The following is a 21,157-nucleotide window of genomic DNA, read 5'->3' as shown; positions in this document are numbered from 1 at the left end:
TTAGGAGGGGGCCGGTCCAGAGGGCGACTGGTCCCCGGGCTGCTCAGCGGCGACCGACGGGGGCGGGCTGAAGCTCGGGAAACCGGTGGGCGGAGTCGAGGGGCCCTGCTGCTGCGCGGCCGGCTGCGGCCCGGAGTGCGGGGACTGGGCGCCGAAGCCGCCGGTCGGGATCGCACTCTGGGTCGGGGCCTGGCTCGACGGGTTGTAGCCGCCGTACTGCGATCCGTAGCCCGACTGCGGGTTGTGCTGCTGCGGGGTCTGCTGACCGTAGTAGCCGCCGTGCTGTTGACCTCCGTATTGCCCGTACTGACCGTATTGGCCGTACTGCTGCGCGTACGGGTCGTACTTGGGCCGCGGCGGCGGCGCGGTGATGACGCCGGCGTCCAGCAGCAGCGCGACGACCGCGGCGACGGCCTGCAGCACACTGGCCGCAACCAGCGGCCACATCGCCCAGCCGACGGCGAACCCGGACGGGGTGTTGATGACCTCGGCGATCGCCAGCAGCGCGCCCAGGACTGCGACGGCCGCCACGACTCCCGAATAGTTCTTGGCCTTGGGCAGCAGGCTCAACCCGGCGAGCAGCGCGGCCAACACGGCGACCAGCACCGCGGTGCCGGCGTCGCCGGCGCGGCCGCCGGCTGCCGGACCGAGGTCGGAGCTGAGCACGAAGGTCGGTCCGAAGTTCAGCAGGTACACCGCCAGCCCGAGTACGACCACCGCGATGTTGACGTACAACGGCAGCTTGCTCTCGCCGTCGTCGGTCTTCGCGAACGAGGGGGTGGCACCGGGGTAGGAGCCACCCGGCTGCGCTTGCGGATAACCGGGACTCCCGGGCGAGTAGGTCATGACTCCTCCTGTTGCTTCAGTGCCTTACCTCGACAGGCGCCACCCCACCTTTGCGGTGCGACGCTGTGCTTCCAGGGCCCGCCGTACTCAACTGCCAAGACGTGCCCGCGCCTGCGTTACGCGCGATCGATCCACCACGCTAGCGCACGTTCGGGCGGGCATGCCGGAGCGACCGGCCCCCGCGCGCGACCAGGGCGGATCGCCGTGGCACCCCGTCCGCGGGGGACTCGGCGGGGGGCGGGTTGCCCGGCACAGGTAGAACACGTTCTAATTCTGTGCATGGATTACGGGCTAGTGCTCTTCACCAGTGACCGCGGCATCTCTCCGGCGGCCGCCGCCAAACTTGCCGATGACCACGGCTTCAAGACGTTCTACGTGCCGGAACACACCCACATCCCGGTCAAGCGGGAGGCCGCGCACCCGACCACGGGTGACGAGTCACTGCCCGACGACCGGTACATGCGCACGTTAGACCCGTGGGTCAGTTTGGGTGCCGCGTGCGCGGTGACCTCGCGGGTGCGGCTGTCCACCGCGGTGGCGCTGCCCGTCGAGCATGACCCGATCACGCTGGCGAAAAGCATCGCCACGCTGGACCACCTGTCCGGTGGCCGCGTCAGCCTCGGCGTCGGATTCGGCTGGAACACCGACGAACTGGCCGACCACGGCGTGCCGGCCGGACGCCGCCGCACCTGCCTGCGCGAGTACCTCGAAGCGATGCGCGCGTTGTGGACACAAGAGGAAGCCTCCTACGACGGCGAGTTCGTCAAGTTCGGCCCCAGCTGGGCGTGGCCCAAGCCGGTACAGGCGCACGTTCCGGTGCTGGTAGGCGCCGCGGGCAATGAAAAGAACTTCAAGTGGATCGCGCGCAGCGCGGACGGCTGGATCACCACGCCGCGCGACTTCAACATCGACGAGCCGGTGAAGCTGTTGCAGGACACCTGGGCGGCCGCCGGGCGCGACGGCGCCCCCCAAATCGTGGCGCTGGACTTCAAGCCGGTGCCCGAGAAGCTGGCGCACTGGTCGGAGCTCGGGGTGACCGAGGTGCTGTTCGGCCTGCCGGACAAGTCCGCGGACGAGGTCGCCGCCTACGTCGAGCGTCTGGCGGGCAAACTGTCGTCGATGGTTTAGCCGACCAGAGCTATCCCAGGCTGGCCCGGTTGCCGTTGTCGGTCGTCCACACCGAGATCTCCGCACCCAGCGGATCGTCGTTGCACATCAACGCGACGAGATCCTCGTCGTCGGTGGTGGCCATGAAGCGGGTGTTGTCCGCCGCGAGCCTGCCGACGATGATGCCGGTGCGGATCGGCCAGTCGTAGCGCACGGAGTACGTCTCGATCCGCGCCGCGCCGTCGGGCGTTTTCGTGACCTCAACCTTCGGCAGCGCATCGATCTCCTTCTTCAGCGCCGCGCAGTTGTCGGTGCGCCACTGCACCGGTGTGGTCGAGTAGATGCCGACCGAGTACTTGCTCATGATCCCGCCGTTGGCCCCGACCAGGCCGAATTGCCCTGGCCTGTCCCGCATTTGCGTGACCGTCTCGGCGATACCGTGCAGCGAGTAGCTGTTGCCGGGACCGCCGAAGTACGGCAATCCGCCGGTCAGGGTCAGGCCGCGCGGGTCGTCGCCTTCGATGCCCAGGGCTTCGCAGATGACGAACACCGGGAACGGAAAGCAGCTGTACAGGTCGAAGGTGGCGATGTCGTCGACGCCGATTCCGGCTACCCGCAACGCTTCTCGGGCCGCATGAACCGCCGCGGGGCTGGCGCCGAGGTCGACGCGGTCGAGCATCGCCTGCTCGATCATGTCCGAATGGCCGTGCAGATAAACCCACTTGTCCTCGGCGATCCCGAGGCGGGTTGCCGCCGCCACGGACATCAGCACCGCAGCGGCGCCCTGGTTGACCTGGTCGCGGGCGACGAGCAGCCGCGGGTACGGGTCGCAGATCATCCGGTTGTCATCGGTCACGGTGATGATCTCGTCCACGGAGCGCTCGAGCGGCGATGACGAAAGCGGATTCTTCGCAGCCACTTTCGACATCGGGGCGAACAGCTCGGCCATCTCGCGCCGATAGTCGGCCACGCTGTGGCCGAGGCGGGCGCGACGGGCGTTCTCCATCAGCCCGTACTGCACGGGCGCGCCGGTCAAGCCGTGCTGGATCGTGTAATCGTCGATGTAGCTGAAGATCTGGTGGCCGCGATCCTCCAGCTGACCCTCGACGTGTTCGGTGAAGTTGGGCTTGTCGTCACGGTTGGCGAAGTAGCGAGCCGTCGATCCCGGCTCCGAGCCCATGATCAGCACGACGTCGGCATCGCCCGCGGCGATCGTGTTGCCCGCCTCGGTGACCAGTTTCTGCGGACCCTGTCCTCCGACGGGTTCGAGGACCACCCGGGCCGGGTCGCCGCCGACACGGTTCATCACCGAACGCGGGTAGTTGTTCGACTTGCCGAGCGTCGCCGGCATCGGCCCCGAGATCTCGAACTGCCGCAGTGCGAATACCGTGTCGACGGCCTGCGCAACGCCTTTGGCGCCGGTGTCGGCAAGCGCTTCGGCCACGGCCGCCGTGGCGAGCTCGACCGCCGACATGCCCCGATAGTCGGAGTCGTCGATGCGCTCGGTGAACTGGCCGACGCCGACGAGCACCGGAGTGCGCGGATCCACCGGCATGACAAACCTCCTGGCAACTGTTAGTTCGACAGGCTAATAGAACCTGTTCCCATTTTGCGAACTCGGCATGACGTACAACAGGTCACCTGTACATCACAATTGACGTACATCAACTTTGGCGTAATATCGTGGCATGTCCTGGCAACTAAGACCGATGTCATTGGTTGTTGGTGGCGTCGTGCGCCCAGAGAACGTCGTAGGCCGGTATCGCGATGTCGCCGACGTAATCGAGTCGCTGAACGGGGGCGGCGCGGTGCTCGTCGGAGACCGCAGACACGGCAAAACCTCGCTAGCCCGTGTTGTGCAACAGGAAGCAACCAGGGCTGGCGCACTCGTCGTCGCGGCTAGCGCCGAGCGCGGCACTTACGGCGAGTTCGTGGCATCGCTTGCGACCGAGTTGGGCCAGCTTGAACCGCTCTGGGCGCAGGAGATGGCGAAACTACGCGTATCGCTGACGGCCGGTCCGATCAAAATAGAACGCGGCGGTGGAGCTGCAGCGGCGCTGGACGAGTTACTCGATCGAGTAGTTGCGCGCGCCAGGGGCCGCCAGGTCGTGTTATTCGTCGACGAAGTTACGATCCTCGCGCGCAATCTAGAACGCCGCGAGCGCGGCGAAGGCGAAAACTTCTTACACGTACTGCGTCGATTTAGGCAGAAGCACGGAACCGCGGTGGCGACGGTGCTATCCGGTTCCATTGGGTTCCACCATGTTTCACGCGACGCGCCCAGCACCGTCAATGATATCCGCAAGATCGCGGTGCTGCCGATCCGCTCCGACCACGCCGCATACCTGGCGGAATGCCTGCTCCTGGGCGGTGGCGTACCCGCTGAGGGCCGAACCGCCTTGGCGGAGGCCATTGCAACGGGGGCCGAAAATATCCCGTACTACATCCAGCACCTGGTGGACGCCGTACTCCGGATTAGACGTGCAGGCCGGCCCTTCCCACAACCAGAGGACATCCCGCAGCTGGTCGACGATGCGATCAGAAATCCAAGCGATCCATGGGATTTGAAGCATTATCTCAACCGGTTGGACGAATACTACGGTGCCGAATCGAAAGCAATCGGCAAGCTTCTCGACATCTACGCACATGCCGATACCGCGCTCGGCATTGACGAAACATTGATGAAGCTTCAAAGCGAAGGCAGTCCGATTACTGACCGCGACCAATTGGTGGCGTTCGTCGAACGTCTGGAATTGGACCACTATTTGGTGCGCACCGGCGATCTCGACAGATTCGCCTCACCGCTGGTTCAACAGGCCTGGCGCATGATGAGGCGGTGATGGTGCACCCGACCTTCACACCGTCGACAATGGCGGCCGACGAACTCGACGCCATCACAGTCGGACGGGCGCCTACCTTCGAGACCCTGGTGGACAGGATCAAGGGCGGAGCGCGCGACGGCTCACGGCCGCACACCCTAATCGTTGCACCGCGCGGAGCGGGAAAGACACACACGCTGCATGTCACGGTGCACCGCAGCCTCGCCGACCCGCTCACGGCGAAATCCATTCTGCCGGTGTTCATTCCTGAAGATTCATTGGCGATCGGCTCGTACATCGACCTCCTCGTGGAAATCGCTCGGTCAATCGATGACGGCCTTGCCACGTCGGCCCGAGAAATGCGCAGGCAAAAGGATGCGATCGGCATCGAGCACTTGATAATCGATGCAGCCGGTGGTCGCATGATTTTGCTGGCGATCGAAAATCTAGACAGAGTATTCGACAGCCTGGGATCGAACGGACAGGGGGCGCTTCGCGCCTGGGTCGAGACCTCCACCGCCATAACGGTATTCGCCACAGCACCGACGTTATTCACCGGTGTTTCGTCGCGGTCGTATCCTTGGTACGGCTCCTTCATCGTCGAATCGCTTCCCGAGCTCACCGTCGACGATGCGGTCGTGATGCTTGCGGAAGCCGCCCGCCGCAACAGCGATGAAGCGCTAGCAACTTTCATCGAATCAGCGCAAGGCCGTGAACGTCTGCAAGTTGTTCATCGCCTGGCAGGCGGATCACCGCGGTTGTGGCACATTCTGTCGGAAGCGATCGACATTGAGTCTCTCGACGTGCTAGTACCCGCCGTCGAATCCTTGCTGGACCGGCTGGCGCCCTACTATCAGCAACAGCTGTGGCAACTTCCTGCAGGCGAACAGCGCCTTGTGGTGGAGCTGGCCCGCGGTTGGGAACCCCGAACTGTCACTGATCTCGCTGCGGCGGTGGGTGTTTCAAATCAATCGGCCGCTGCCGCGCTGGGCCGGCTGACTGCTTCCCGCTGGGTGGCCTCCACCAAGGCTGAGAGTGGTGACCGGCGCGCGTCGTGGTATGACCTCACCGAGCCGCTCCTGCGTTATCACTTGCAGTACCGCGAAGACCGCAGCAAGCCGCTGCGGCTGATTGTCGAATTCCTGCGTGGGTTCTACTCGCGGGAGCGGTTACTCGCCGAGCTCGCCGACGCCGTCCCAGATTCGCCGGTGGAACGGCATCTCCAGCACGCACTGGACGAGGGGGGGACCTGGTACGCACAGCGCCCCTTAGAGGACGATCCGAAATCCCTCCTCGCCATCGTCCGCACCTGGATGATCGACAAACAGCAATCGCTCAGCGACATCGCCATCATCCTCGAAGCGATACTTGTAGCTGCGCTGGAGATTTCATCCAGACGGACGGTTCCCCAGCACCTGACGGAGATCGTGGCAGACGCGATCGCAGCTCAAACTAGCCTCCCCACAGTCGCCGACAAGGTGCGTGCGTCCCTGCAGAATCTTCGTCTTCGAGACTGGGCAGACGACGCAGACGACGCACTGTCGCTTTTCGAATTCTTCTGCAAGACCGCAGATAACCGTGCTCTATACACGCACACACGTAGATGCGCAGCTGTGCGTGGGCGGCACATCTCGAAGCCCGCACTGATGCTTCGACTGATGACCGCATTTTGGCTCAAGCACGACGGGAAAGCTGACGAGGCGCTCGCCGCGCTTGATGACACTCTCGACGACATATACGAAGCGGACGGAGTTGACGAATCAGATCGGCACTTGATCTGGGCCCTCTGGTTTGAAACTGTTCCGCTCGCCAACAAAACGCCACGCATGCGGCCAGGCGACGCCGATGTTGGATGGGAACTGGCGATCGCGTTGTACAAAGGCGACATTCGACCCGAGCAGTTCGACGCAGTCATGGCATCGTTCACCTGTGATACGCGGAGCACAGTGGCCACAATAGTCGCGGTCGCGACTGCTCAGTTGGGTTTCAGGATGCCGCCCGAGCACGATCCGCGTCGATATGTGGACGAGGAAATGCTCGCGCCAATCGCCCGATTCGTCGCGGATCTAGCGAAAAAGTCTGCGACAGAATCGGACTCGTGACGACGAGCCCTACAGGTTCTGCAGGATCTCCCGGGCCAGCGCCGCGGTCTCCGACGGCGTCTTGCCCACCTTGACCCCGGCGGCCTCCAAGGCTTCCTTCTTGGCGGCCGCGGTGCCCGACGAGCCGGACACGATCGCGCCCGCGTGGCCCATCGTCTTGCCTTCCGGCGCAGTGAATCCCGCGACGTAGCCGACGACCGGCTTGGACACGTTGGCCTTGATGTAGTCGGCCGCCCGTTCCTCGGCGTCACCGCCGATCTCGCCGATCATCACGATGATCTTGGTCTCGGGGTCCTTCTCGAACGCCTCGATGGCATCGATGTGGGTGGTGCCGATCACCGGGTCACCACCGATACCGATCGAGGTCGAGAAGCCGAAATCACGCAGCTCGTACATCATCTGGTAGGTCAGCGTGCCGGACTTGGACACCAGCCCGACCGGGCCGGGGCCGCTGATGTTGGCCGGGGTGATGCCGGCCAGCGCCTCACCCGGGGTGATGATGCCGGGACAGTTCGGGCCGATGATCCGCGTCTTCTGTCCCTTGTGGACGTTGTATGCCCACGCATATGCGCTGTCCTGCACCGGAATTCCCTCGGTGATGACCACCAGCAGCGGAATCTCGGCGTCGATGGCCTCGATGATGGCGTCCTTGGCGAACTTCGGCGGCACGAACACGACCGACACGTTGGCGCCGGTCTCCTTCATCGCCTCCGCGACGCTGCCGAACACCGGCAGTTCGACGTCCTTGCCGACAGGATCGACGTGCGACACCGTGGTGCCGGCCTTTTTGGCGTTCACCCCACCCACTACCTGGGTGCCGGCCTTGAGCATCAGCGCGGTGTGCTTGGTGCCCTCACCGCCGGTGATGCCCTGGACGATGACCTTGGAGTCCTTGTTCAGGAAGATCGACATTGGTTGGCTCCCTTACTTGTTCGCCAGCTCGGCGGCTTTGTCGGCGCCCGCGTCCATGGTCTCGGCCTGGATCACCAGCGGGTGGTTGGCATCGGCGAGGATCTTGCGGCCTTCGTCGACGTTGTTGCCGTCGAGCCGGACCACGAGCGGCTTGTTGGCCTCGTCGCCGAGCATGTTCAGCGCGGTCACGATGCCGTTGGCGACGGCGTCGCAGGACGTGATGCCGCCGAACACGTTGACGAACACGCTCTTGACCTGCTTGTCGTTCAAGATGACGTCGAGACCCGCGGCCATCACTTCGGCCGAGGCGCCACCGCCGATGTCGAGGAAGTTGGCCGGCTTGACCCCACCGTGCTTCTCCCCGGCGTAGGCGACGACGTCGAGCGTCGACATCACCAGACCCGCGCCGTTACCGATGATGCCGACGGCGCCATCGAGCTTGACGTAGTTGAGGTCGTGCTCCTTGGCTTTGAGCTCCAGCGGGTCGGTCGCGTCGCGGTCCTCGAACTCGGCGTGGCCGGGCTGCCGGAAGTCGGCGTTGGCGTCGAGGGTGACCTTGCCGTCCAGCGCCAGGATTTGGTCGTCGGGTGTGCGCACCAGCGGGTTGACCTCGACCAGCGTGGCGTCCTCGGCGACGAACAGTTCCCACAGCTTGGAGATGGTGTTGGCCGCGGCGTCGAGCACCTCGGCCGGCAGGTGGCCCTGCTCGGCGATGGACCGGGCGGTCGCCAGGTCGACACCGGTCACGGCGTCCACCGGAACCTTGGCCAGCCGCTCGGGCTTGGTGGCGGCGACTTCTTCGATCTCCATCCCGCCCTCGACCGAGCACATGGCCAGGTAGGTGCGGTTGGCGCGGTCGAGCAGGAACGAGATGTAGTACTCCTCGGCGATGTCGCTGGCCTCGGCGACCAGCAGCTTCTTCACGATGTGGCCCTTGATGTCCAGGCCGAGGATGTTCTTGGCGTGCTCGTAGGCGTCGTCGGGCGTCGCGGCGAATTTCACGCCACCGGCCTTGCCGCGGCCACCGACCTTGACCTGCGCCTTGACCATCACGGGGGCGCCGACCTCGGTCGCGATTTCCTTGGCACCCTCGGCGGTGTCGGTTACACGACCGGGCGTAGTAGGTACGTTGTGCTTAACGAACAGTTCTTTCGCTTGATACTCGAAAAGGTCCATGAACTCACTGTCTTCGCTCGAGTTATTTGCAAGGCCTACAACTGGGCGGTGCCGGAATCGGCAACTCGCACGGTGGAACTGTATCCACACTCGAAACGGCCGCCTCCGCCGCATCCACCCATGTGGCACAGGTCACGACACGCCGGGAGCGGCCAAACGTGATCCAGTTCACAATCCGTCCCCGAGGTTGCCAGCCGGATCGGTAAACGGATAACGTCCTAAAGTCCAGATAACGTTATGGTCACGATACGAGGACATTTCAGCTTGTCCCAACACCGTCTCGCGCGTACTCCTGCGTTGTCAGGAGCCGGTCGCCACCATCGCGACCAGTGGGCGCAACCGCACCAGAACGAAGTCACCGAGATCCTGCCGTTGGACGGCTTCGACTTCAACGATCTGGACTTCGCGGACTTCGTTGAGCTCGACGAGCTGGACCTCAGCAACGACTCGACGTTCGATTACGAAGCACAAGTGCTGCTCGCTCCGGAGCTCGACGACCTCGACGAGATCGACGATCTGACCCCGCTGCGGTTGGCGGCCCCCACCCCGCTGGCCGCCACTGCCGTGAACGAGGGCCTGGCCCAGCTCGCCCTCAAGCTCGGAGCGGACCCGAGCTCGGACGACATCGACGTCAGCGGTGTGCGCCGCAGCGCGCAGCACCGCAAGCAGCCGACCAGCGCGACCAAGGGCCGCGTGCTGATCTCGGCGATGGCCGCGGGCGCGGCGGCCGCCGCTGCCCACACCGCGACCAGCCAGGCCGAGACCACCAAGGCCGAGACGGTGCTGACCGCCAACGCGTCGGCACTGACCGGCGGATCGAGCGGCAACGCGACCCGCGGCGCCCAAGTGATCGCGGTCCAGCCGGCGGCCAACGCCCTGCACAACCAGGAGTTCGCCAAGGGCGTCGCTTTCGCCAACGACCGCGCCCAGCGCGAGGCGCGACTGCAGCAGCCGCTGTACGTCATGCCCACCCACGGCATCTTCACGTCGAACTTCGGCTACCGGTGGGGCGTGCTGCATGCCGGCATCGACCTCGCCAACTCGATCGGAACGCCGATCGTGGCGGTGTCCGACGGCGTCGTGATCGACGCCGGCCCCACCGCCGGCTACGGCATGTGGGTCAAGCTGCTCCACGCCGACGGCACCGTCACGCTGTACGGCCACATCAACACCGCCACGGTCAGTGTCGGCCAGCGCGTGATGGCCGGCGACCAGATCGCCACGATGGGCAACCGGGGTAATTCCACCGGCCCCCACTTGCACTTCGAGGTGCTCCAAGGCGGCACCGAACGCATCGACCCGGTCCCGTGGCTGGCCAAGCGAGGAATTTTCGTCGGCAATTACGCTGGTTGAGGTGACCGCGCCGAACGACCCCGGACCAACTGAGCCGCCCGCCGAATCACGAACACGGATCATTCGACGTGCCCCCAGCGGGCCGATGCCCGCGATCCCGGACAACCCGACCACGCACCTGCCACGGCCGGCCGCACCCGATCAGGGGGCCACGGGCAGCAACCCGGCGGACCGCACGATCGATGAACCGACTCCCCGGACGGTCACCGCGGCCGCCGCGGTCAGCATCGTCAGCGGCTGGGCCACGTCGGTGGTCGCCACGGATCTGATCGCCGGCTGGTGGCGGACCGATCGCCTGTTCTGCATCGCGATCGCGTTCCTGGCGCTGGTGTTCGCAACCGCCACCATCACCGGCGTGATCATGCTGCTACAGCGTCGCGCATTGGGCCGCTACCTGCTCATCACCGCAGCGGTGGTCGCGGTGCTGACGTACGGCGGTGTTTTCATCGCGGGTGCCCGGGTCGCCTGGATCGTGCACGCCTTCCCGGTGCTGCCGATCGCCGGCGTTCTGCTGGTGTTGCACCCGCGGACCACACGCTGGCTGGAGGCCTGAGTCCGTTTCGCCGAACGTGCTCCGATGGCGAAAATGCGGCTGTTTTTTCGCTGTAGCTGCACGCTCGACGGCGGCTAGAGCTTGCTGACCGGCGCGTGGTTGTGCATCAGCTTGACCCGCCCGGAGCTGCCGAAGTCGATCAGCGACATCGCCGATTCGCCGACGCCGGACACCTCCTCGACGCGACCCAGCCCGTACTTGTCGTGGGTCACGCGATCGCCGGGCTCCAGCACCAGCAGCGGGCGCTTGCCCGCCCCGGAACGAGTGGGCGCCGCGCGTGGCGTTCCGAACCGCCCGGCACCGCTCACCGGCGCGCTGTACGACGGGGCCGGCTGCGTGCGTCGCCACTGCATCAGTTCTTGCGGAATCTCTTGCAGGAAGCGCGATTCGGGGTTCAGCATCGGCTGCCCCCAGGAGGAACGGACGATCGCGCGGCTCAGGTACAGCCGTTGCCGCGCGCGGGTGATGCCCACGTAGGCTAACCGCCGCTCCTCGGACAGTTCGGTTGGGTCGTCGAGCGCCCGCATGTGCGGGAACATCCCGTCCTCCCAGCCGGTGACGAACACCACCGGGAACTCCAGACCCTTCGCGGTGTGCAACGTCATCAGCGTCACCACGCCGGCCGCATGCTCGGGAATCTCGTCGGTATCGGCGACGAGCGACACCCGTTCCAAAAATTGCGCCAGCACACCGGTCTCCGGCACATCTTCGTCCTCTGACGCCTCTTCGAGCGCGGCAGCATTGGCCTCGTCGATGCTGAATTCGTGTGCGACGCTGACGAGTTCATTGAGGTTGTCCAGCCGGGCCAACTCCTGCGGATCGGTCGAGGACTCCAGCTCCCGACGGTATCCGGTGCGTTCCAGCACCGCCTCGACCAGATCGCCGAGGTCGTCATCGAGGTGACCCCGCAGCTCGTCGAGCAGCTCGACGAATCCCGAAATCGCTTTCTCCGCACGGGAATTGAGCATCGGAACTTTACCCTCGGCGGCGGCGACCAACGCGTCGGCGAAGCTGGCGCCGGTGTTCTCGGCGTAGACCGCCACACACGCCTCGGCGCGGTCGCCGATACCCCGGCGCGGGGTGTTGAGGATGCGCCGCATGCTGACCGCATCGCCGGGGTTGTCCAGCACCCGCAGGTAGGCGACGATGTCGCGGATTTCCTTGCGCTCGTAGAAGCGCACTCCCCCGACAACCTTGTACGGGATGCCGGCGCGGATGAACACCTCCTCCAGCGACCGCGACGAATTGTTGGTGCGGTAGAAGACGGCTACATCGTTATAGGTAATTTCGCCCTGCTCGGCGAGCGCGTCAATTTCTTGAGCGACGAACCGGGCCTCGTCGTGCTCATTGTCGGCGACATAGCCGACGATCAACTCCCCTTCACCGGCGTCGGTCCACAGCCGCTTCTCCCGGCGCCCGGAGTTTCGCGCGATCACCGAATTGGCCGCCGAAAGAATGTTCTGCGTCGAGCGGTAATTCTGCTCCAGCAGAATGGTGGTGGCGTCGGGGTAGTCGCGTTCAAACTCCTCGATATTGCGAATGGTGGCGCCCCGGAACGCGTAGATCGACTGATCCGCATCGCCGACCACACATAATTCCGCGGGCGGCACGTCGTCGTCGGACGAATTGGCGTCCTGGCGCCCGACTAATTCCCGCACCAGCACGTATTGGGCATGGTTGGTGTCCTGGTATTCGTCGACCAGGACGTGCCGGAACCGACGGCGGTAGTACTGAGCGATCTGCGGGAAGGTCTGCAGCACCGCGACGGTCTCGCCGATCAGGTCGTCGAAGTCCAGCGCATTGGCCGAGCGCAGCCGGCGTTGGTATTCGCCGTACACCGAGGCCACGGTGTGAGCCAAGTCATCGGATTCGTCCGTGAGTTTGGCCACAGCTTGGTCCGGATCGATCAGTTCGTTCTTCAGGTTGGAGATCCCGACGGACAGCAGCCGCGGCGAGTACCGCTTGATGTCCAAGCCCATGTCGCGCCCGATCATCTGCAGCAGGCGCCGCGAGTCGTCGGCGTCGTAGATCGAGAAGTTGGAATTGAGGCCCTTGATCAGGGAGGCCTGGTTGCGCAGGATGCGAACGCACGTCGAATGAAAGGTGGACACCCACATCGCGCGAGCGCGGTTGCCGACCAGCCGCACCACCCGTTCGCGCATTTCAGCGGCGGCTTTGTTGGTGAAGGTGATGGCGAGAATCTGCCCGACCCCGACGCCGCGGGCGGCGATCAGGTAGGCCACGCGACGCGTCAGCACCGCGGTCTTCCCGGAGCCCGCGCCGGCCACGATCAGCAGCGGCGAGCCCTCGTGTACGACGGCCTGGCGTTGTTGCGGATTGAGTCCGTCGAGCAGCTGGTCTATCTCGGCGGCGAGCTTGGCATCGGTTGCGTGCACAGTCATGTCTGACTCAATTTACCGCCGACCACCGACGGCAAGTGCCCAGGCCACGACCGCATTGCGGGGTCGAACGGGATCAACTTTTCGTTTTGCTCCCGGGGGTCCGTGGGTGTGGCACACTCGTTACATGGACAATACGCAGCTCCATCGCCGCCTCTCGATCCTCGAGTGGCGTCGCCGATTTTTCTGTGGGTACCGGCCCGCGGTGCCCATGGTCTAGCTGTGATCGCTAGAGCCCTGTGGTCCGCCTTCCGGATTCAGGGCTCGAACTTTTTCCAGAGCAAGAAACGTTTTCAAGCCGAATAGCGAACAAGACGAAAAGAACAACACAAAACACACGGGGGTAGCAGGGATGAGCGTCGAGATGATCGACATTGAACAGTTGGCGAACATTGAAGAGTTGCGCCTTGAGATCGACCGGCTGGATGCCGAGATTCTTGCGGCCGTCAGACGGCGTGCCGAAGTTTCGCGGGAGATCGGCCGCGCCCGGATGGCGTCCGGGGGGACGCGCCTGGTTCACAGCCGGGAGATGAAGGTCATCCAGCGTTACAGCGAGCTCGGCCCGGAGGGCAAGGACTTGGCGATGCTGCTGCTGCGCCTGGGCCGGGGCCGGCTCGGCCACTGACAATCCTCGACACCGAGGATTTTTCACCGCGAATTTGTCCTATTCCCGCGGCGGATCGTGCTGCCCGCTAGCGGTGGCTGTGGCCGGCGACTCGGCACTAGGGTCGAACCATGACCTCCGTGCTCACCATCCCCGACATCACCGCCACTCCGGCGTGGGACGCCCTGCGTAGGCATCACGAGCAAATCGGCGAAACCCACCTGCGCGAGCTCTTCGACGACGACCCCGATCGCGGTCGCGACCTGGCGGTGACGGTCGGCGACCTGTACATCGACTACAGCAAGCACCGCGTCAGCCGGGAGACGCTGCGGCTGCTGGTCGATTTGGCGCGGGCGGCCAACCTCGAAGAGCGCCGGGATCAAATGTTCTCCGGCGTGCACATCAACACCTCGGAGGATCGCGCGGTTCTGCACACCGCGCTGCGGCTACCCCGGGATAGCGAGCTGGTGGTCGACGGCCAAAATGTCGTCGAGGACGTCCACAGCGTGCTGGATGCGATGGGCGATTTCACCGATCGGCTGCGCAGCGGCGAATGGACCGGCGCCACCGGCGAGCGAATTCGCACCGTCGTCAACATCGGCATCGGGGGTTCGGATCTGGGCCCGGTGATGGTGTATCAGGCATTGCGCCATTACGTGGACGCCGGAATTTCGGCACGTTTCGTCTCCAACGTCGACCCCGCGGACCTGGTCGCAAAGCTTGCCGATTTAGACCCCGCGACAACCCTTTTCATCGTCGCGTCCAAGACGTTCTCGACCCTGGAAACGCTCACCAACGCGACGGCCGCGCGCCGCTGGCTGACCGACGCGCTCGGCGACGCGGCGGTGTCGAAGCATTTTGTCGCGGTCTCGACGAACAAGCGCCTGGTCGACGAGTTCGGTATCAACACCGACAACATGTTCGGGTTCTGGGATTGGGTCGGCGGACGTTATTCGGTCGATTCGGCGATCGGGCTGTCGGTGATGGCTGCGATCGGCCGGGAGGCCTTCGCCGATTTCCTGTCCGGATTCCACATCGTCGACGAGCACTTCCGAACGGCGCCGCTGGAGTCCAATGCGCCCGCCCTGCTGGGCCTGATCGGGCTGTGGTACTCGACGTACTTCAACGCCCAGTCGCGCGCCGTGCTGCCCTACTCCAACGACTTAGCCCGCTTCGCCGCCTACCTGCAACAGCTGACCATGGAATCCAACGGCAAGTCGGTTCGTGCGGATGGCACACCGGTTACCACCGATACCGGTGAAATCTATTGGGGCGAACCAGGAACCAACGGTCAGCACGCCTTCTACCAATTGCTGCACCAGGGCACCCGGTTGATACCGGCCGACTTCATCGGCTTCAGCCAACCCACCGACGACCTGCCCACCATCGAAGGCACCGGCAGCATGCACGACCTGTTGATGAGCAACTTCTTCGCCCAGACCCAGGTGCTGGCGTTCGGCAAGACCGCGCAGGAGATCGCCGCCGAGGGCACGCCCCCCGACGTGGTGCCGCATAAGGTCATGCCCGGCAACCGGCCGTCGACTTCGATTCTGGCCGAACGACTTACGCCGTCGGTGGTGGGACAGCTGATCGCACTGTACGAGCATCAGGTGTTCACCGAGGGCGTGGTGTGGGGCATCGACTCGTTCGATCAGTGGGGTGTCGAGCTAGGCAAGACGCAGGCCAAGGCACTGCTTCCGGTGCTTACCAGCGACACCTCCCCGGCGCCGCAGTCGGACAGCTCGACCGATGCCCTGGTCCGTCGTTACCGGACCGAACGCGGACGAGTCAGCTAGGCGTCTGCGGCAGTCGGGCTCATCACGTCGGATCCCAGTCGCCGCACAAACGTCCGAAGCCGTTCCACGGTCGCGGTCTGCGGGTCAGACAGGTGTAGCCGCAGCAGTTCGCGACCGGAGGCGTGCAGGATCCGGGCGGTGTATTCGGGATCGTGCACGTGCGGGTTGATGCGCAGCAGTTCGCGGACGAAGAACTCGAGCACGACGGCTTCGGACTGGGCCAGGCGGGCATACAACTCCGGCGGCGCGCCCTGCGGCGGGAACATGAACAGCCGCCACGTCGCCGGGTGGGCGTCGACGGCGGCCAGCACCCCGTCGAACGCAAGCACGAGCGACTGATCTTCGGCGACGGTTTCCAGTCCGGAGATCGCCTCGGCGAACTGGGCGCCGGCCCGCGCCGCCTCGCGGTCGATCAGCTCGACGAACAGCCCGGCCAAGTCGCCGAACTTCTGATAGATCAACGACCGGTCGATACCGGCCTGCGCCGCGATGCGCTGCGGCGTCGCCGCATGGAAGCCTTCGGCGTCGACGATCGCGTGCGCGACGTCGAGGATCTGCTCGCGGCGCTCCTCGGCGGTCATGCGCCGCTTGGGGCTGACCACAGTCACGCTTGACAGCATAACTAACAACTTGTGAGTATTACTCACTAACTGTTAGTTAGCGGAGGTTGTGATGGTCACGTACTACCCCGAACTCGCGGAGCGGGTCCGTAGCCAGCGCGATCTGCAGCCCGAGCTCTACGGCAACTTCGACTTCGACCAGCGGCCCGATCGCCTGGCCACCGAGCCCGACGTCGACACGGCTCTGCCCGCGTGGGTCGCCGACCGGGCGCCGATCCTGCAGGACGACCGCGTCGTCGAGTTGATGAGCACGGCCACCTTGCTCGGCGATGTCGTCGCCGATCCCTATGCGGCGCTGATGAACACGCACAGCGTCACGCACCTGATCGACATGCTCAAGACGGCCTGCCGCCACGGGCTCGACGCGGTGCCCGACGCACCCCCCGAGCTGGTGTCGTTCATCGCCGCGATGGAGGCAACGCCGCAGTGGATCGACTTCGATCTGGTGCGCGAAGGTGCTCGGCAAGAACGCATTCCGGCGGCGCTGCTGGCCCCATTCATCACCCGTGGCGCCTTCGTCGCGACGTTCACCAACACCTACGCCGCGCTTCCGATGGCTCTGACCGGAGCCCTCTCGGGCAAGCGGGCCGCCCGACGGGTCAACGAGACGGCCAGCTTCTTCGCCGTCACCACCCTGCCCGGTGCACTGGACCGCTACGGTCCCGGATTCGAAGCGGCGGCGATGGTCCGGCTGATGCACTCGATGGTCCGCTACAACGCGCTGAAGAAATCCGACAAGTGGGACGTCGCCATCTACGGTATGCCGGTGCCGCAGGTCGACCAGATGCCGGCCGGGATGATCGGCCAGTATCTGTTGGCGCGCAAGGCAAGTCAGCAGGGCCGTACCGAATTCACCGCAGGAGAACGCGCCGTCGTCGAATTCGCCCGGTACCGCTGCTTTCTGCTCGGGCTGCCCGAAGAACTACTGCCGTCCGAACCCTCCGACATCATCCACGTCATGCACGCGCGCTCGGCACTGCTTCGGCACGGATTCGACAAGATCTGCCAAGAGCTGGTGCGCGGCACCATGGCAGCGTATCTGCGCCCCGATACCACGCTGTTCGACCGCTGCGCCGATGCGGTCGAAAAGAGTTTCAGCAAGTTCACTTTCGTGCGCACGTTCTGTGGCGGCAATCGCGACGTCGCCGAGGCCATGGGCGTTTCACTCGATCCCACGGATTTGCTGCGCATCGCGCTGACCGCGCCGTTCATCCTCGGACGTTTCACCGCGGTCAGCCAGGCCAGTCGCATCCCCGTGCTTCGGGACATCACCGACGCCTACGTGATCGGGCTGCTCAAGCTGCGGCTAAAGACCTACGGTAAGCCCGAATTCACCAGCGACGCAACGCATTACACACCCGTCCCGCACTGAATCAGGCGAAGGGTTTGGTCAGCGGCGGCGGCAGCACCCGCAACAGCTGCACCAGCGGCGCCCAGGGCCAGCGCGGCACCACCGCCCGGCCGGGCTCGCGCTCGATCGCCGCGACCAGTGCCCGAACGCCAGTTTCGTTGTCCACCATCAACATTGTGCTGGCCGATTTGGCGGTCATCTCCGACTCGATGTAACCGGGCTCGATCGACGAGATCTTGATGGGTCCCTTGGCGTACTCGGCACGCAGCGACTCGCCCAGCGACGTCAGTCCGGCTTTGCTTGCGCAGTAGGCGGCTTTGACGCCGGGCACGCCCTTGTTGCCCAGGACCGACGAGATCAGCACCAGGTGGCCCGAGCCACTCTTGTTGAACATCTCGAGCGCGGTTTCGATCTGCACGAGCGCGGCCAACAGGTTGGTCTCGATGGTCTTCTTGTTCGCCCACAGCTTGCCGCTTCCCAACGGCGCCCCGCTGCCGATCCCGGCGTTGACAATGATGCGATCGACGCCGCCCAATTCGTCGCTGAGCGCCGCGAATACCTCCGGCACCTGCTCGTGCTCCCGGACGTCCAGCGCGGCCACCGCGATCTTGATCGACGGATACTGCTGCGAGAGCTCGGCTTTCAGCTCATCGAGTCGGTCGGTACGACGGGCGCACAGCGCCAGGTCGCGCCCCTTGGCGGCGAAAGCACGCGCCATGCCGGCGCCCAGACCGGAACTGGCGCCCGTGATGAGGATCTTCTGGCGAGTCACCCGGGCAGCATATCGACAGGTGTCAAGTTCGCTACGATCGGCCGGAAAGTTGATTGTCGCGACAAGTCGACGTTGCGGCCCAATGTCATTTGAGCAGCCGTGACATCCGCCGATCGGCCAGCACCTTGCCGCCGGTCTGACACGTCGGGCAGTACTGGAAAGACTTGTCCGCGAACGACACTTCCCGCACGGTGTCCCCACACACCGGGCAGGGCAGGCCGGTGCGCGCGTGCACCCGCAGCCCGGAGCGCTTCTCCCCTTTGAGCATCGCCGCGCCCTGGCCGACGGAACGGTTCACCGCGTCGGTCAGCACCGAGATCATCGCGTCATGCAGGGTGACCAGCTGTTCGCGCGTCAGCTTTCCGGCCGTGGCGAACGGCGACATCTTGGCGACATGCAGGATTTCGTCGCTGTAGGCGTTGCCGATGCCGGCGATCACCTTCTGGTCGGTGATGACGCTCTTGATCCGCCCGGTATTGCCGGCCAGCACCCCGGCCAGGTCGTCGGCACCCAGATCCAGGGCGTCCGGGCCCAGCGCGGCGATGCCCGGCACCAGCTCGGGGTCGTCGACAAGCCACACTGCCAGCCGCTTCTGGGTGCCGGCCTCAGTGAGGTCGAAGCCCGGCGCCTCACCCGGGGTGCCCAGGTGGACGCGCAGCGCGATGGGTCCTTTGCCGGGTCGCAGCGGTGCCGCGGCCAACTTGTCCGACCAACGCAACCAGCCCGCGCGGGAAAGGTGGGCGATCAACAACAGCTTGCCGGCCTGCAACCCCAGATACTTACCCCACCGGTTGGCTCCGGTGACGGTAAGGCCGTGCAGCGCACTGATCGGCGGATCGAAGGTTTTCAACACCGACAATGCCCCGACGTCGACGCGGCCGATCGTCGAACCGACGGCATGGCGCCGCAGGTGGTCGACCAGCGCTTCGATCTCTGGCAGTTCGGGCATCTATCCAGTTTGCCGATCGCAGCTGTGAAGTGTCCATCGAGGCTCAGGACGGCCGTAATAAATAGGTATCCATGATCCACCCGTGCCGTTCGCGGGCCTGCGAACGCAGCGCCACGATGCGCGACCCGACCTCGCCGACAGTGCCAGCGACCAGCAGCTCGTCGTCGGTACCCAGGTAGGCGCCCCACCAGATCCGGGTGTCGGCGGGGCAGGCCGCAAACGAGCAGTCCGCATCGAGCATCACCACCGTCGAGCCCGCCATCCCGTGGGTGCGCAGCTGGCGACCGGTGGTGATCAGCACGGGTTCGCCGACGTCGTTGAGCGGGATGCGGTGCCGGGCGGTCAGCGCCTGGACGGCGGTGATGCCCGGGATGACGTCGAAGGTGAAGTCGATCTCGGTCGCGACCGCGTCGAGAATCCGCAGCGTGCTGTCGTACAGCGACGGGTCCCCCCAGGCCAGGAACGCTCCGACGCCGTCGGGCCCCAGCTCGGTGGCGATCGCCTGCGCCCAGATCCGGGTGCGCGCCGCGTGCCAGTCGGCCACCGCGTCCCGGTATTGCCCCTGACCGTCGCCCGGGCTGGACCGCTTCGGATCGGGCAATTCCACGAAGCGATAGCCGGGTTCGCGGATGAACCGCGCGCAGATCTCCCGGCGCAGCGCGACCAGGTCGCTTTTCGCCTGGCCCTTGTCGGCCGCGAAGAACACCTGGGTGTCGTTGAGCGCTTCGATCGCCTGCATGGTCACGTAGGCGGGGTCGCCGGCGCCGATGCCGATCACGTGGATATGCGGACTCACCCGCCACCTCCTCATGCCTCGTTCCCCGCCACATTGCCGAATCGCAACCTCGAACACCTAGTCGGGGTCGCAAGTACCCAGTACCATGGGTACCGTCTGAAGCACCCAATGAAGGGACGCCAGCGATGACCCGCGCCGAGACGATGCAGAGCGAAGCGATGAGGAGGAGCGGCGCTATGACTACTGCGGTGAGGCCGGGCGGGCCGAGTCGTGAAGAGTTCTCGGAGCGGCTACTGAAAGGCTCCGTCAAAAAGTCCTACGAGCCGATCGTCGACATCGACTGGGATGCCCCGCTGGACCCGGACAAGTTCTATCTGCCGCCCCGGCTGGTCTCGCTGTACAACACGCCAGTGTGGGACGAGATGAGCCGTGAGCAACAAATCGAGCTGTCCCGCCAAGAACTGGTCAACACGCTGTCGGCCGGAATCTGGTTCGAGAACATGCTGAACCAGTCACTGCTGCGCACCATCCTGCACGAGGACCCGACGAGCCGGTCCACGCATTACAAGCTGACCGAGCTGGGCGACGAAACCCGGCACATGGTGATGTTCGGCAAAGCCATCGAGCGCATCGGAGCCAAGCCGGTACGCCCGCGGCGGCTGCACCGGATGATCATCAACACTCTGCCGCTGTTTTTCCAGCGTGGCTCGATGCTGTGGATCGCCGCCCTGATCGGTGAAGAGATCTTCGATTCACTGCAACGCCAGATGATGGACGATCCGGAATTGCAGCCAATCATTCAGCGGCTCATGCGGATTCATGTCACCGAAGAGGCTCGCCATATCCAGTTCGCGCGCGACGGGGCCCGCAAGCGCGCTCAGACGATGCCGCGATACAACAAATTCTTCATGGCCAACATCAACGGACTCGGCGGGTATTTCTTCCGCTTTCTGTTCAGCAATCCGATCCCTTACGCGCGCACCGGGCTGGATCCCAAACGGGCGCGGGCGATCGCGCGCAGCAGCCCGCACCGTCACGACATCCAGGCAGCCGGATTCGCCC

16 protein-coding genes and 3 pseudogenes are annotated in these 21,157 nt (G+C 65.0%); 9 read left to right on the top strand and 10 right to left on the bottom strand.

Translation table 11 applies throughout. The features are described from left to right. A complete protein-coding gene (locus ACAG21_RS14755; protein ID WP_370496843.1) occupies nucleotides 1-846 on the bottom strand; it encodes a DUF5336 domain-containing protein in 846 nt (281 codons plus the stop codon). 279 nt (nucleotides 847-1,125) lie between these two features. Between ACAG21_RS14755 and ACAG21_RS14750 the strand changes: the two genes are divergently transcribed. Beyond that, complete coding sequence (locus ACAG21_RS14750) at nucleotides 1,126-1,974, top strand: LLM class F420-dependent oxidoreductase (RefSeq protein ID WP_330977901.1); 849 nt, start codon at nucleotides 1,126-1,128, stop codon at nucleotides 1,972-1,974. Nucleotides 1,975-1,984: 10 nt separating this feature from the next. On the opposite strand, the gene ACAG21_RS14745 is transcribed toward ACAG21_RS14750, so the two are convergent. Then, nucleotides 1,985-3,508, bottom strand: coding sequence for an acetyl-CoA acetyltransferase (locus ACAG21_RS14745; protein ID WP_370496842.1), 1,524 nt, complete (start codon nucleotides 3,506-3,508; stop codon nucleotides 1,985-1,987). Between the two features lie 301 nt (nucleotides 3,509-3,809). Between ACAG21_RS14745 and ACAG21_RS14740 the strand changes: the two genes are divergently transcribed. Both ACAG21_RS14740 and ACAG21_RS14735 read left to right on the top strand, forming a co-directional pair. Continuing rightward, on the top strand, nucleotides 3,810-4,793 hold the full coding sequence (locus ACAG21_RS14740) for an ATP-binding protein (protein ID WP_370496841.1): 984 nt from the start codon (nucleotides 3,810-3,812) through the stop codon (nucleotides 4,791-4,793). Beyond that, the gene (locus ACAG21_RS14735; RefSeq protein WP_370496840.1) at nucleotides 4,793-6,874 is read left to right on the top strand and encodes a MarR family transcriptional regulator; all 2,082 of its coding nucleotides are present in this window, start codon (nucleotides 4,793-4,795) and stop codon (nucleotides 6,872-6,874) included. Before ACAG21_RS14740 ends, ACAG21_RS14735 begins: the two co-directional genes overlap by 1 nt. A gap of 9 nt (nucleotides 6,875-6,883) precedes the next feature. On the opposite strand, the gene sucD is transcribed toward ACAG21_RS14735, so the two are convergent. Both sucD and sucC read right to left on the bottom strand, forming a co-directional pair. After that, nucleotides 6,884-7,786, bottom strand: coding sequence for a succinate--CoA ligase subunit alpha (gene sucD, locus ACAG21_RS14730; protein WP_370496839.1), 903 nt, complete (start codon nucleotides 7,784-7,786; stop codon nucleotides 6,884-6,886). A 12-nt stretch (nucleotides 7,787-7,798) separates the two neighbouring features. Further along, entirely contained in the window at nucleotides 7,799-8,962 is a 1,164-nt protein-coding gene (gene sucC, locus ACAG21_RS14725) for an ADP-forming succinate--CoA ligase subunit beta (protein ID WP_239721080.1), read from the bottom strand. Between the two features lie 264 nt (nucleotides 8,963-9,226). Between sucC and ACAG21_RS14720 the strand changes: the two genes are divergently transcribed. Then, complete coding sequence (locus ACAG21_RS14720; RefSeq protein WP_370496838.1) at nucleotides 9,227-10,315, top strand: M23 family metallopeptidase; 1,089 nt, start codon at nucleotides 9,227-9,229, stop codon at nucleotides 10,313-10,315. A 1-nt stretch (nucleotide 10,316) separates the two neighbouring features. Then, nucleotides 10,317-10,868: a hypothetical protein gene (locus ACAG21_RS14715; RefSeq protein ID WP_370496837.1), complete on the top strand. Its 552-nt coding sequence runs from the start codon at nucleotides 10,317-10,319 to the stop codon at nucleotides 10,866-10,868. A 74-nt stretch (nucleotides 10,869-10,942) separates the two neighbouring features. Here ACAG21_RS14715 and pcrA read toward each other — a convergent pair whose 3' ends face one another. Further along, nucleotides 10,943-13,270: a DNA helicase PcrA gene (pcrA, locus tag ACAG21_RS14710; protein WP_370496836.1), complete on the bottom strand. Its 2,328-nt coding sequence runs from the start codon at nucleotides 13,268-13,270 to the stop codon at nucleotides 10,943-10,945. Nucleotides 13,271-13,595: 325 nt separating this feature from the next. Here pcrA and ACAG21_RS14705 point away from each other — a divergent pair. Both ACAG21_RS14705 and pgi read left to right on the top strand, forming a co-directional pair. Beyond that, nucleotides 13,596-13,892: pseudogene (locus ACAG21_RS14705) on the top strand (chorismate mutase); the annotation flags it as partial. Between the two features lie 110 nt (nucleotides 13,893-14,002). After that, nucleotides 14,003-15,667 carry a glucose-6-phosphate isomerase gene (gene pgi / locus ACAG21_RS14700; protein WP_370496835.1) on the top strand — a complete coding sequence of 555 codons (1,665 nt, stop codon included), beginning with the start codon at nucleotides 14,003-14,005 and terminating at the stop codon, nucleotides 15,665-15,667. Here the strand turns inward: pgi and ACAG21_RS14695 are convergent. Next, entirely contained in the window at nucleotides 15,664-16,248 is a 585-nt protein-coding gene (locus tag ACAG21_RS14695; RefSeq protein ID WP_370496994.1) for a TetR/AcrR family transcriptional regulator, read from the bottom strand. The two genes, pgi and ACAG21_RS14695, sit on opposite strands and share 4 nt — an antisense overlap. A 91-nt stretch (nucleotides 16,249-16,339) precedes the next feature. Between ACAG21_RS14695 and ACAG21_RS14690 the strand changes: the two genes are divergently transcribed. Next, entirely contained in the window at nucleotides 16,340-17,659 is a 1,320-nt protein-coding gene (locus ACAG21_RS14690; protein ID WP_370496834.1) for an oxygenase MpaB family protein, read from the top strand. 1 nt (nucleotide 17,660) lies between these two features. On the opposite strand, the gene ACAG21_RS14685 is transcribed toward ACAG21_RS14690, so the two are convergent. From ACAG21_RS14685 to cobF, 4 genes and pseudogenes are all read right to left on the bottom strand, one after another. After that, nucleotides 17,661-18,410 carry an SDR family oxidoreductase gene (locus ACAG21_RS14685; RefSeq protein ID WP_370496833.1) on the bottom strand — a complete coding sequence of 250 codons (750 nt, stop codon included), beginning with the start codon at nucleotides 18,408-18,410 and terminating at the stop codon, nucleotides 17,661-17,663. Between the two features lie 85 nt (nucleotides 18,411-18,495). After that, nucleotides 18,496-18,966, bottom strand: coding sequence for a zinc finger domain-containing protein (locus tag ACAG21_RS14680; protein ID WP_370496993.1), 471 nt, complete (start codon nucleotides 18,964-18,966; stop codon nucleotides 18,496-18,498). 150 nt (nucleotides 18,967-19,116) lie between these two features. Continuing rightward, nucleotides 19,117-19,359, bottom strand: a pseudogene (locus ACAG21_RS14675) (DNA-formamidopyrimidine glycosylase family protein); the annotation flags it as partial. Between the two features lie 43 nt (nucleotides 19,360-19,402). Beyond that, nucleotides 19,403-20,155, bottom strand: a complete 753-nt coding sequence (cobF, locus tag ACAG21_RS14670) for a precorrin-6A synthase (deacetylating) (RefSeq protein WP_370496832.1) — start codon at nucleotides 20,153-20,155, stop codon at nucleotides 19,403-19,405. Between the two features lie 125 nt (nucleotides 20,156-20,280). Between cobF and ACAG21_RS14665 the strand changes: the two are divergent. After that, nucleotides 20,281-21,126: pseudogene (locus tag ACAG21_RS14665) on the top strand (diiron oxygenase); the annotation flags it as partial. Between the last annotated feature and the right edge of the window lie 31 nt (nucleotides 21,127-21,157).

This window comes from Mycobacterium sp. pR1184 (genome assembly GCF_041287235.1).
Lineage (GTDB): Bacteria > Actinomycetota > Actinomycetes > Mycobacteriales > Mycobacteriaceae > Mycobacterium.
The sequence above is the reverse complement of the archived record's forward strand: the minus strand, read 5'-3'. Positions and strand labels throughout refer to the sequence as shown.

Bases quoted from the DNA above. Each gene is read 5' to 3' on its own strand.
- ACAG21_RS14755 (WP_370496843.1), bottom strand. From the start codon at position 846: ATGACCTACTCGCCCGGGAGTCCCGGTTATCCGCAAGCGCAGCCGGGT.
- ACAG21_RS14750 (WP_330977901.1), top strand. From the start codon at position 1,126: ATGGATTACGGGCTAGTGCTCTTCACCAGTGACCGCGGCATCTCTCCG.
- ACAG21_RS14745 (WP_370496842.1), bottom strand. From the start codon at position 3,508: ATGCCGGTGGATCCGCGCACTCCGGTGCTCGTCGGCGTCGGCCAGTTC.
- ACAG21_RS14735 (WP_370496840.1), top strand. From the start codon at position 4,793: ATGGTGCACCCGACCTTCACACCGTCGACAATGGCGGCCGACGAACTC.
- sucD (WP_370496839.1), bottom strand. From the start codon at position 7,786: ATGTCGATCTTCCTGAACAAGGACTCCAAGGTCATCGTCCAGGGCATC.
- sucC (WP_239721080.1), bottom strand. From the start codon at position 8,962: ATGGACCTTTTCGAGTATCAAGCGAAAGAACTGTTCGTTAAGCACAAC.
- pcrA (WP_370496836.1), bottom strand. From the start codon at position 13,270: ATGACTGTGCACGCAACCGATGCCAAGCTCGCCGCCGAGATAGACCAG.
- pgi (WP_370496835.1), top strand. From the start codon at position 14,003: ATGACCTCCGTGCTCACCATCCCCGACATCACCGCCACTCCGGCGTGG.
- ACAG21_RS14695 (WP_370496994.1), bottom strand. From the start codon at position 16,248: ATGACCGCCGAGGAGCGCCGCGAGCAGATCCTCGACGTCGCGCACGCG.
- ACAG21_RS14690 (WP_370496834.1), top strand. From the start codon at position 16,340: ATGGTCACGTACTACCCCGAACTCGCGGAGCGGGTCCGTAGCCAGCGC.